The following is an 11990-nucleotide window of genomic DNA, read 5'->3' as shown; positions in this document are numbered from 1 at the left end:
CCTTTCCGTCCCTCGCCCCTCGCAGAGGGGAGAGGGTTGCGCAGACTTGGTCTTTGCGAAAGCAAAGGCTTAGTCGGAGCTGGGTGAGGGGTGGGCGCTCGCAAGCGAGCGCGCGAGCCTTTGGGCTCGCTCAACCCCTCACCCAAGCTGCGCTAGCCAGCAGGCTGGCAAGCTTCGCTAACCCTCTCCCCTGTCCAGGGGAGAGGGGAAGAAGACGTTAAGTCGGGCCCCCCCATCCGTTCAGCCTGAGCGTAGTCGAAGGCCAAGGGAATCCGGTCGGACCGGGCACGCCTGGAACGTCGTTCGGCCCGTGGCCTTCGACTACGCTCAGGCTGAACGGAGCGGGTGTTAATTCGTCCTCTTCTTCGCCGCCTGTTCCGCCTTCCACGCGCGGAACTGCTCAATCGCTACCGAGCGTTTCAGCACCTTCGCCCAGGGGTCGACCACGACGTGCGCGTCTTCGGGAAGGGTCAAGGTGCCCGTGCCGTCCGTCATCGGCAGCGTCTCGACCTTGTCGCCCACCTGCACCTCGACCGGCATCGGGAAGGGCCCGCCGCCCGGCACCTTCCATGTCAGCGTCAGCCGGTTGCCCGCCCGCGTCTCGACGATTTCGGGCAGCGCCGCCTGGCGCAGATAGACGTTGAAGAACCAGCCATAATCCTTGCCCGTCACCTGCCGGACAAAGCCCTCATATTCCTTGGTCGAGCCATAGCGGGGCGTGAAATTCCCCGGCTTGGGATCGGTGCGGCCATAGACGGCAAGCCGCGTCACGTCCCAAAAGGCCTTGTCGCCGATCAGGTTGCGCAGGGTGTGGAGCATCCACGACCCCTTCATATAGATATCGAGGCCGGGGCCGCCCTTGGCTTCCTCATAGACGTCCTGCTCGGTCATGCTGCGATCATGGACGATGGGCGACTTGTTCGCGATCTGGCCGCGCTGGGCATCCATCATCACCGCATAGCGTGCCTCGCCCTCGCGCCAGCGGCCGTAAGAAGGCTGCATATAGCTGCCATAGCCTTCGTGCAGCCAGAAATCGTCCCAGTCGACATTGGTCAGCTGGTTGCCGAACCATTCATGGCTGAACTCGTGCTGGAACAGCCAGTCGAAGCCCTCGGGCGCCTTGGCATATTCATTGCCGTACGCGTTGATCGTCTGGTGCTCCATGCCCTTGTGGGGGGTTTCGACCACCCCCAGCTTTTCATCGCCGAAGGGGAAGGGGCCGACCGTCGATTCGAAGAAATCCAGCGTCGGCGCGAACTCGGCGAACAAACCCTCCGCCTTCTGCTTCTCGCCGGGCAGATACCAGTAGAACATCGGGATCGTGTTGCGCGAAGCGGCTCTTGTACGAACCCTCGACCACCTCATAGGGCCCGACGTTCAGTGCGATGGCATAGGTGTTGGGATGCTTGGTCCGCCAGTTCCAGCGGGTGCGTCCGTCGGGCAGCGTGTCGACGCCCAGCAGCACGCCGTTGGACGGCGCCTTCAACCCCTTGGGCACGGTGATGTGCAGCGTGACGACGCCCGGCTCGCCCATCGGATAGTCGAGGCAAGGCCAGAACAGGTCGCAGCCATAGCCCTGCGTCGTCGTCGCGAACCAGGGCCGCCCGTCGGGCGTCTTGGCCCAGACCACGCCGGTATCCCAGGGCGCCCGCACCGCGACATGCGGCGTGCCGCCATAGGTGATCCTGGCGGTGACCTTCTGTCCGGCGCGAAGCGGGCGGGGCAGGGTGACGACCAGCTGTCCCTCCGGATTGGACCATGCGGCGGGCTTGAGCGGCTTGCCGTCGATCGCGATCGCCTTGACCGGCAGATTGCGGTCGAGATCGATCACCAGCCGCGCCAGCGGCGACTTTGCGGTAAAGTCCAGCACCGCAATGCCGTTCAATTCCCGTGTGTCCGGCAGAATCTCGAACGACAGGTCGGCGCTGTCGAACCGCATGGCCCGTTGCTCGAGCGGGCGAACGCCGCCCGACACCATGGTCTGCGCGGTCAGCGGCGGCTCGCCCTTGCCGGGTAAGCCCTTGGGGCTCTGGGCAAAGGCGGTCGCGGCCCCACAGAGCAGCGAGGAGGCGAACAGCGCAGCGACGACATTCCGTATACGATTCATGCGGCATGGTGTCGCGCAACGCCGACGGCTTGGCAAGCCATCGATCGATCCACTGATCGCACCGACGATTGATGGAACGGCAACCCTCCCCATATAGTGTGATGAAGAGGCCCCGGTCGGGGCCGACCGGAGTTTGCATGAACCAGTCCTATCCCGTCCTTCCGCTGCGTGACATCGTCGTATTCCCGCACATGATCGTCCCCCTGTTCGTCGGTCGCGACAAATCGGTCGCGGCGCTCGAGGCGGCGATGGCGGCGGACAAGGAGATTTTCCTGGTCGCCCAGCTCGATCCCGCCGAGGACGATCCGGCGCGCGAGGATCTGTATGAGATCGGCGTCACCGCCACCGTCCTGCAACTGCTCAAGCTGCCCGACGGCACCGTCCGCGTGCTGGTCGAGGGCAAGGTGCGCGGCCGTCTGGCCGAGCTGGACGAATCGGGCGCCTTCCTGACCGCGACGATCGACGCGACCCCGGTCGAGGCCGACGAGGCCGCGCTGGAGGAGCAGGACCATGACATGAAGGCGCAGATCGCCGCCCTCATGCGCTCGGTGGTCGACCAGTTCGAGAATTACGCCAAGCTCAACCGCAAGCTGCCCGCCGAGACCGCGGTGCAGCTGGCCGAGATCGAGGATGCCTCGCAACTGGCCGATGCGGTCGCCGCCAACATCTCGGTCAAGGTCGCCGACAAGCAGGCGCTTTTGGTGGAGACCGATCCGGCCAAGCGGCTGGAGATGGCCTATGCCCTGATGGAGGGCGAACTCGGCGTCCTTCAGGTCGAGAAGAAGATCAAGAGCCGCGTCAAGCGCCAGATGGAGAAGACGCAGCGCGAATATTATCTCAACGAACAGCTCAAGGCGATCCAGCGCGAGCTGGGCAATGAGAGCGAGGACGGCGACGGCGATGAGATCGCCGAGCTGACCCAGAAGATCGCGACGCTAAAGCTCTCCAAGGAGGCGCGGACCAAGGCGACCGCCGAGCTGAAGAAGCTGAAGACCATGGCGCCGATGAGCGCCGAGGCGACCGTCGTGCGCAACTATCTCGACGTGCTGCTGGGCCTGCCCTGGGGCAAGAAGTCCAAGGTCAAGAAGGACATTGCGGCGGCGCAGGCGATCCTCGACCAGGATCATTATGCGCTGGAGAAGGTGAAGGACCGGATCGTCGAATATCTCGGCGTCCAGGCGCGCACCAACAAGCTGAAGGGGCCGATCCTGTGCCTCGTCGGCCCGCCGGGCGTCGGCAAGACCTCGCTGGGCCAGTCGATCGCCAAGGCGTGCGGGCGCGAGTTCATCCGCCAGTCGCTGGGCGGCGTGCGCGACGAGGCCGAGATTCGCGGCCACCGCCGGACCTATATCGGCTCGCTGCCGGGCAAGATCGTGACCAACCTGAAAAAGGCCGGCACCTCCAACCCGCTGTTCCTGCTCGACGAGATCGACAAGTTGGGCCAGGATTTCCGCGGCGACCCCGCCTCGGCGCTGCTCGAGGTGCTCGACCCCGAACAGAACGCCAAGTTCAACGATCACTATCTGGAGATCGACATCGATCTGTCGGACGTGATGTTCGTATGCACCGCGAACACGCTGAACCTGCCGCAGCCGCTGCTCGACCGCATGGAGATCATCCGGCTGGAGGGCTATACCGAGGACGAGAAGGTCGAGATCGCCGAGCGCCATCTGGTCGCCAAGCAGGTCGAGACCCATGGCCTGAAGGACGGCGAGTTCACGCTGACCCAGGACGGCCTGCGTGCACTGATCCAGCGTTACACCCGTGAGGCGGGGGTTCGCACGCTGGAGCGTGAGATCGCGCGTCTCGCCCGCAAGGCGCTGCGCCAGATCCTGGAGGGGAAGGCGACGTCAGTGACGATCACGCCCGAAAACCTCCACGAGTTCGCGGGCGTGCAGAAGTATCGCCACGGCCTGTCCGAACAGGAGGACCAGATCGGCGCGGTCACGGGCCTCGCCTGGACCGAGGTGGGCGGCGAGCTGCTGACCATCGAATCGGTGACCGTGCCGGGCAAGGGCCAGGTGAAGACCACGGGCAAGCTGGGCGACGTGATGAAGGAATCGGTCCAGGCCGCCTTCAGCTTCGTCCAGGCGCGCAGCCCCAGCTTCGGGATCAAGCCGTCGCTGTTCCATCGCAAGGACATCCATATCCACCTGCCCGAGGGCGCGGTGCCCAAGGATGGCCCGTCGGCGGGTATCGGCCTGGTCACCTCGATCGTCTCGACGCTGACGGGGATCGCGGTGCGCAAGGATGTGGCGATGACCGGCGAGGTCACGCTGCGCGGACGCGTGCTGCCGATCGGCGGCCTGAAGGAAAAGCTGCTCGCGGCGCTGCGGGGCGGGATCACCACCGTCCTCATCCCGCAGGAGAATGAGAAGGATCTGGCCGACATCCCGGCCAATATCCGCGAGGGCCTAAAGATCGTGCCGGTCGCGCATGTCGACGAGGTGCTGCGCCTGGCGCTCGTCGGGCCGCTGGAGGCGATCGACTGGACCGATGCGGACGAGTTGGCGGCGCTGCCGCCCGCGCCGATCCCGGCGGTCGGGGGCGAACGCCACCACTGATCGTCGCATCGCAGGGGCCGTCCGTCGAAGGAGGGACGGCCCTTGTCATCGTCCTGACACGGGCTTCTGTTTGCGCGATCCTTCGCTTTGCGGGAAACGGGGGTTTGACAGCGCCGCCGGGTCCGGCATTATCGGCACTTTGATATTCGGGCGTCAGCAGTTAGGCTCGTTTTAATATCGGGATCATAGGGGGTTATGGAATGAACAAGCAGGAGCTGATCGCCACCGTCGCCGACTCCTCGGGGCTGGCGCGCGGGGATGCGGTCAAGGCCGTGGATGCCGTGTTCGAATCGATTACTGCCGCCCTGAAGAAGGGGGACGAGGTTCGCTTGGTCGGTTTCGGCACCTTTTCGGTGTCCAAGCGCAAGGCGTCGACCGGCCGCAACCCCCGTACTGGCGAGCCGATGACGATCAAGGCGTCGTCGCAGCCCAAGTTCAAGCCGGGCAAGCTGCTCAAGGACTCGGTGAACTGATTTTCTCGATTTTGGGGCTGGACAGGCGGTTCGCCGCCGCCTAAAGGCGCCTCTCCCGGTTACCGGGCGCGTAGCTCAGCGGTAGAGCACACCCTTCACACGGGTGGGGTCACAGGTTCAATCCCTGTCGCGCCCACCATGCAAATGGCAATGGCCGCCCGTCTCTTCCCCGCCGGAAGATGATCGGGCGGCCATTTTGCATTGGCGGAAACGCCGCGCGCGATCCTGTCGGCGACGGCTTCGACATCGCGCCTCGATCATGATGACATTGCGCCGCGCCCATGAGAGCCCCTCCCCTTCAGGGGAGGAGTTGGGGTGGGGCATCGCCACGAACCGGACGCTTGCGAAGGCGCCCCACACCGGGGCTGTCATCCAAGGGCGGCAATCCCCCTGTCATCCTCACGCAGAGAACAGAAAATATCGCCGCATCATAAGATGATGCCGACGGTGGTCGATGATTCCCCCAAGCATTATGAATAGTCCAGCCGCTCGCATGGCTATGTCGGCAAGGCTGCGACAATTAACGGCGATTTAGTGGCTTTGCCCTATGCTTTCCGGCGAAGGAGATTGCCATGCAGCCGGGGTATCGCCGCTCTCACACCGAATATGCCGTCTTTCCCATGGCCATGGCGTTTCAGCCGATCATGGACGTCTCGACCGGCCGACCCATGGCCTATGAGGCGCTGGTCCGGGGCAGCAAGGGGGAAAGCGCGGCGAGCATCCTCGCCCAGGTGACGCCGGACACGCTCTATGCCTTCGACCAGCAATGCCGGGTGACCGCGATCGAGGGGGCGGTGGCCGCCGGGCTGCTCGACGGCGATGCGCGGCTGGCGATCAACTTCCTGCCCGCCACGGTCTATTGCCCGATCGCCTGTCTGGAGCCCACGCTGGAGACCGCGCGGCGGCTGAACCTGCCCCCCGAGCGGTTGATCTTCGAATTTTCGGAGCGCGCCGATCCGGGCGACGGTGCGGCGTTGAAGACGATCCTCGATACCTATTCGCATATGGGCTTCGGCACCGCGATCGACGATTTCGGCGCGGGGCAGGCCGGGCTGACGCTGCTCGGGCAGGTCAGGACCGATTATATCAAGCTCGACATGGCGCTGATCCGGGGAATCGACGAGGCGATGCCGCGCCGCATGATCGTGGAAGGGGTCATCCGCATCGCCGACAAGATGGGCATGGCCGTCATGGCCGAGGGGGTCGAGACGCTCGGCGAATATGACACGCTGCGCCGCCTTGGCGTCCGCTATATGCAGGGCTATCTGTTCGCGCGGCCCGGCTTTCGGTGCCTGCCGCCCGGCACGGTCCCCGAGGAACCGTCCTGGGCGGCGATGGGCTGAGCCGTCCGGGTCAGCGGGGCTCGCCTTCGCCCGCCAGATAGCGGGCCAGCGGGTCGATCATCTCCTTGGGGATGCGTCGCGCGATGACGGGCATGGTCGCATGGCTCTTGCGCGCATCGACGACATTCTTGTCGCCCTGCCAGTGGCGGAGCCGCGCGGCGATATAGCTGGCGCGTTGTCCGGCGATCACCGGATAGGGCTTGCCGGGCGCGTGGCAGCTGGCACAGGCGGGCAATTGCCGCTCGGGCAGGCCCTGCGTCACGATCCGCGCCGCAGCCGCATCGCCGGAAGGACGATCGCCAAGCCCCGGCATGGCGGCGAAACGGCGCGCGGCGGCCTGCATCGCGGCGGGGTCCATCCGCATCGCGACCTGCTGCATCACCGCGCTCGACCGGGTGCCGTTCGCATAGCCCTGAAGCGCGGCGAGGAGATAGGCGGGGCTCTGTCCGCCCAGGATCGGAATGTCGCGGCTCCCGCGCCCGCGACCGTCGGTGCCGTGGCATCCGGTGCAATTGTCCGGATCGACCGCCGGCGACGCCTCGGCGACCAGCGCGCGATACTGGGCCGGGGTCATGTCGGGCAGGCGGCGGACAAAGGCGACCATCCGCCGCACCTCGTCCGGCCGGTCCTGCACCGCCCAGGCGGGCATGCCGGTATATTTGACGCCGTGCTGCAGGATCCAGAACAGCTGCCTGTCGGTCCATTCGCGCGCATTGACCGCCAGATCGGGGGCGGGCGGGGTGGCCGCCTGCATGACGGGAGCGGGCTTCTGGCCCGGCGCGCCGTGGCAGACCGCGCAGGCATTGGCGAAATGCCCCGCCGCGCTGACCAGCCCGCTGGCGTCGGCGGGGTCCTTGGGCGAGGAGAAGGCGGCATGGGTGCGCACCGAGTTGCGCATCGCCCAGTGCAGGAACCAGTCGGTGATCGCCCAGTGTCCGCTCGACGCCGCGAGGTTCATGACCCCCGACCAGGCAAAGGCCATGCCCAGCGCGAACAGGCCGATCAGCGTCGCGACGACGCGTTTCCAGGTGATGCGGATCGTCATGCGTGCGCCTCCTGCCGGACCTGAAGCAAGCGGCCGAGCATCGCGAGACCTCCGCACAGATAGGCGATGCCGCCGACCAGCAGCATGATGACGCCCGCCAGCTGCTGATCCTCCAGCGCGCCCGCGCCGTGATGGCTGTAGAGCGGGCGTGGGGCGAGCCCGATCAGCGCGCCGAGCAAGGTCATATGCATCGAGGTGACGAGCAGCGCGGCCACCCCGCTCGCGCGGTGACGCGGCGCCAGAACGGCGGACCAGAGCCGGAGCCCGGCGATCAGGAAGCTTGCCTGCTCGATGGCCAGCCAGACCGCCTGGTGATCGGCGAGCCGCCGCAGCGCGGGCACATGCCAGCCCCAGACCACCACCGCCTCGACCAGTGCGGCGACCATCGGGCTGGCGAGACGCGGCCAGCGCTCGACGGGGTCGAGCGCATGGCCTTGCAGCCCAAGCGCGACGAGCGGCGCGGCGATCGCCACCGCGATCATGTGCGCGGCCATATGCCCTGTCATGCCCAGCGGGCTGAGCATCCAGCCCAGCGGCAGCAGCGCGAGGCCCGCGATCAGCATGCCGCGCCTCACCGGCAATCCCCCAGCATGAGGACCGGCAGGGCGGTGAAGACGACCGCGATGAAGCTCAGCCCGGCCAGTAGCAGCGTCGAATAGGCCAGGAAGCGCAGCCGGTCGATGTCGGTCCCTTCATTGTGCGGCGGGGGATCGCCCGGCGTGCGCGACTGCTGCCACGCGATCAGCCCCGAGGCGACGATGATCACCAAGGCGACCGCCGTGGCGATGGCGAAGACGGTGGGAAACAGCGCCCATTCGCCGATCTTGGCGCAGGAGACGGCCGCCCAGAGATAGGAGAGCAGGAAATGCACCGCCCAGACGGTCGGCGGCACGATCAGCGTCCACAGCGTGACGCGCAGCCGATGCGCGCGCTTCAGCCAGCGCCTCACAGCCCCGTCTCCGGAAACAGCCCGACTGTCAGATAGGTGACGATCGCGGTCAGCGCGAAGAAATGCGCATAGACGGTGATGTTGCGGATGTCGGCGTCATGGGCGGGCGTCATCCGGCCCGCCAGGCTGCGCGCCAGCGTATAGAGCTGCATGATGACCATGACGGCAGCGTGGACGACGGTCCAGACGACCAGCCCCCAGACGATCGCCGGATAGACATTGGCCTCGGGGTCGAGCCCGCTCAGGCTGGCGAGTCCGGCGAACAGGCTGGCCCCCGCTGCGCCCGCGCCGACCAGCAGCATCAGGCGCGCCGCCGCGACGCTGCCCCGCGCATGGACCTCGCGCGCCCGCCAGCGTCGCCGCCCAGCTGCCCAGCGACAGTCCCAGCGCCAGCATCGGCCCGCCGATCCCCGGCCCGTCGAACCCGGCGCCGAAATCGGGATGGATCGTCCAGTAGAAATAATAGCCGAAAACGAGGCCCGAAAAGGCGGTCGCATCGGCCATCATCGTGATGAACATCGCCCACCATCCCGGCGCGGCGGGCCCCGAGATATAGAGCGGCATGCGCATGCCGTGACCGATCGGCTTTTCGGGCTTTTCGGGAATCTCGGCGGTATCCCACAGCCACCAGACGATCGCCGCCAGCGTCACCACCCCGAACAGTGCGGCCAGCCAATAGAGGTGATAGGTGGTCAGGATGAACACCGCGCCCAGCGCCACGGCGGTCGCCATCGGCTTGACGCTGGGCGTGCCCAGCCGGATCACCGAGACGGGCTTGGCATCGAGGACCGAAGTAATGATCGTCTCGCGGCGGCCTTCCTCGGCATCGGGCAGGAAGAAGCGGCCCTCATCGACCTTGGCGACGAAATCCTTCTGGTCCCAGATCGGATAGCGGCTCTCGATCAGCGGGACCGAGCGGATGCCCCAATCCTCGTCATCCGGATGCGCCAGCCATTCCAGCGTGCCCGCATTCCACGGATTGCGCGACGCCTTGGCGCGGGTCGGCGACAGAGCTAGGTCGATGACCAGCACGAGGACGCCCGTCGCGAACAGGTAGGAGCCCGCCGTCGAGGCGAGGTTGAGCCAGCCGATATTGAGCTCCGCCGGATAGGTGAAGACCCGGCGCGGCATCCCCTCCAGCCCCGACAGGTGCATCGGGAAGAAGGTCAGGTTGACCCCGACGAACATGATCCAGAAGGCGGTCCGCCCCAGCCGGTCGGACAGCTTCTTGCCGGTGATCAGCGGCCAGTAATAATAAAGCCCGCCGAACAGCGGCAGCAGCGTGCCGCCGATCAGCACATAATGCAGGTGGGCGACGACGAAATAGGTGTCGTGGGCCTGCCAGTCGAACGGCGCGACCGCGACCATCACCCCGGTCAGCCCGCCGATGACGAAGATGGCGAGGCTGCCGCTCGCATAGAGGAGCGGCGTCGACCATTTGACCTTGCCCGCCCATAGCGTGGCGATGAAGGCAAAGATCTGCACGCCGGTCGGGATGGCGACCGCCTCGGACGCGGCGGAGAAGAAGGCCAGGCTGATCTTGGGCAGGCCGGTCGCGAACATGTGGTGGACCCACAGGCCGAACGACAGGAAGGCGGTGCCGACCGCCGCCAGCACGATCCACGGATAGCCGAGCAGATGCCGCTGGGCGAAGGTCGGGATCATCATCGCGAACAGCGCGATGGAGGGCAGGAAGACGATATAGACTTCCGGATGGCCGAAGATCCAGAACAGGTGCTGCCACAGCAGCGGATCGCCCCCGCGCGCGGCGTCGAAGAACGGCCAGTCGAGCAGCCGCTCCATCTCGAACAACAGGTCGCCCGCGATCAGCGGCGGGAAGGCGAACAGGATCATCACCGCCACGACCAGGATGTACCAGGCATAAAGCGGCATCAGGTTCAGCCGCATCCCGGGCGGGCGGCATTTCAGCACGCCGACGATCAGCTCGACCGCGGCGGCGACCGACGACACCTCGATAAAGGACAGGCCCAGCATCCAGATATCGGCGCCCAGCCCCGACAGGTCGGTGCGGGTGGTCAGCGGCGGATACATGAACCAGCCGCCATCGGGCGCGGCGTTGAAGAAGATTGAGCCGGAGACGAAGACGCCGCCGATCAGGAAGCTCCAATAGCCAAAGGCCGACAGGCGCGGAAAGGGCAGGTCGCGCGCGCCGAGCAGCTGGGGCAGCAGGATGATCGACACCGCCTCGAACATCGGCACGGCGAACAGGAACATCATCACCGAGCCGTGCAGCGTGAACAGCTGGTTGAAGGTGTTCGCCGAGACAAGGTCGTTGTCGGGCACCGCCAGCTGGGTGCGCATGATGAGCGCCAGCACCCCGGCGAACAGCATGAAGCCGAAGGCGGTCAGCGTGTACCAGACGCCGACGCGGTTGTTGTTGGTGTCGGTCCAGCGCAGGAACAGGCCGCTCGGCGGTTTCCATACCGCGCGAAGCCTCTCCTCCTGCGCGGCGCGGAGGGCGGGATCGTCCTGGGCGTGGAGACTCATTTCAGGCCTTGCAGATAGCGGGTGAGGGCCATGGCCTGATCCTGCGACAGTTGCGGGAAAGACGGCATACGGACGCCCGGCTTGGTCTTTTCGGGGTGGCGGATGAACCCTGCGACATTGGCGGGGGTCATCGGCAGGATGCCCGCCGCCAGCGTCCGGCGCGATCCGAAATGGGTAAGGTCGGGGCCGATTCGCGTCCGCGCGGTCACGCCCGCGACCGTGTGGCAGCCGCCACAGCCATTGGCGGCGAACAGCCGCGCGCCCTCGCCATCGCTTGCCACCGCCGGGCGGCGCTGTCCGGCCAGCCAGGCGTCGAACGCGGCGGGGGGCATGGCGATGACGTCGAACGCCATCAGCGCATGGGACAGGCCGCAGAATTCGGCGCACTGCCCGCGATAGCGGCCGGGCTTGTCGGCGCGGACGACCAGCGTGTTGGTGCGGCCGGGAATCATGTCCATCTTGCCCGCCAGCCCCGGAATCCAGAAGCTGTGCACCACATCGCCCGCGCCCAGGCGGAAGGCGACGGTGCGGCCGGTGGGGATGCGGATCTCGTTGGCGCTCTCGACCGGGGTCCCGGCGGCGGGGCGATAGGTGACGCGCCACCAGAATTGCTCGCCATCGACCGCGATCTGCAGGTCGGCGGGCGCGACCGGGCGCGGGCGCATATAGGGAAGCGAATAGGCGAGCAGCCCGAGCAGGACGATCGTCGGGATGATCCCGCCCAGCCACAGCACGATCCGCATCCCGCCCCGATGGCTGATCGCTCCCTCGGGCGCGCGGACGGCATGGCGCATCAACAGCGCGACCGCCGCCGCGATCACCACCGCGCCGACCAGCATGATGATGAAAAGATGACGGATATCGACCGCATCCGCGCCGAACGGGGCCAGGGTCGACTGATGCACATTGCATCCGGCCAGCAGGCTGGCCGCCGCAATCGTTCCGATGATGCTAGTCCCCCGCATCCCGCCCGAACGCTTCGGTCGCGAAACGGTTCATGC

General features: G+C 66.5%; 7 protein-coding genes, 1 tRNA gene and 2 pseudogenes. 4 read left to right on the top strand and 6 right to left on the bottom strand.

Annotation, left to right across the window (positions count from 1 at the left end; translation table 11 throughout):
• Positions 1-348 precede the first annotated feature (348 nt).
• Positions 349-2107 (bottom strand): annotated as a pseudogene (locus QE363_RS15600) (M1 family metallopeptidase).
• Between the two features lie 137 nt (positions 2108-2244).
• Here QE363_RS15600 and lon point away from each other — a divergent pair.
• From lon to QE363_RS15580, 4 genes are all read left to right on the top strand, one after another.
• Complete coding sequence (lon, locus tag QE363_RS15595; RefSeq protein ID WP_307100110.1) at positions 2245-4671, top strand: endopeptidase La; 2427 nt, start codon at positions 2245-2247, stop codon at positions 4669-4671.
• Between the two features lie 200 nt (positions 4672-4871).
• Complete coding sequence (locus QE363_RS15590) at positions 4872-5144, top strand: HU family DNA-binding protein (RefSeq protein ID WP_042489856.1); 273 nt, start codon at positions 4872-4874, stop codon at positions 5142-5144.
• A 64-nt stretch (positions 5145-5208) separates the two neighbouring features.
• A tRNA-Val gene (locus tag QE363_RS15585) sits at positions 5209-5283 on the top strand.
• Between the two features lie 433 nt (positions 5284-5716).
• Positions 5717-6487: an EAL domain-containing protein gene (locus tag QE363_RS15580; protein WP_309696707.1), complete on the top strand. Its 771-nt coding sequence runs from the start codon at positions 5717-5719 to the stop codon at positions 6485-6487.
• A gap of 10 nt (positions 6488-6497) precedes the next feature.
• On the opposite strand, the gene QE363_RS15575 is transcribed toward QE363_RS15580, so the two are convergent.
• From QE363_RS15575 to coxB, 5 genes and pseudogenes are all read right to left on the bottom strand, one after another.
• Positions 6498-7532 carry a c-type cytochrome gene (locus tag QE363_RS15575; protein ID WP_309696705.1) on the bottom strand — a complete coding sequence of 345 codons (1035 nt, stop codon included), beginning with the start codon at positions 7530-7532 and terminating at the stop codon, positions 6498-6500.
• The gene (locus tag QE363_RS15570) at positions 7529-8107 is read right to left on the bottom strand and encodes a cytochrome c oxidase assembly protein (protein WP_309696703.1); all 579 of its coding nucleotides are present in this window, start codon (positions 8105-8107) and stop codon (positions 7529-7531) included. Before QE363_RS15570 ends, QE363_RS15575 begins: the two co-directional genes overlap by 4 nt.
• Entirely contained in the window at positions 8104-8481 is a 378-nt protein-coding gene (locus QE363_RS15565) for a hypothetical protein (protein ID WP_307100101.1), read from the bottom strand. Before QE363_RS15565 ends, QE363_RS15570 begins: the two co-directional genes overlap by 4 nt.
• A pseudogene (gene ctaD / locus QE363_RS15560) lies at positions 8478-10989 on the bottom strand (cytochrome c oxidase subunit I). The gene QE363_RS15565 and the pseudogene ctaD overlap by 4 nt, the downstream one beginning before the upstream one ends.
• The gene (coxB, locus tag QE363_RS15555; RefSeq protein WP_309696700.1) at positions 10986-11954 is read right to left on the bottom strand and encodes a cytochrome c oxidase subunit II; all 969 of its coding nucleotides are present in this window, start codon (positions 11952-11954) and stop codon (positions 10986-10988) included. The pseudogene ctaD and the gene coxB overlap by 4 nt, the downstream one beginning before the upstream one ends.
• Positions 11955-11990 lie beyond the last annotated feature (36 nt).

This window comes from Sphingomonas sp. SORGH_AS_0870, from assembly GCF_031453175.1.
Taxonomy (GTDB): Bacteria; Pseudomonadota; Alphaproteobacteria; order Sphingomonadales; family Sphingomonadaceae; genus Sphingomonas.
Note: the sequence above shows the minus strand (reverse complement) of the source record. Positions and strands in the feature narration are given on the sequence as shown.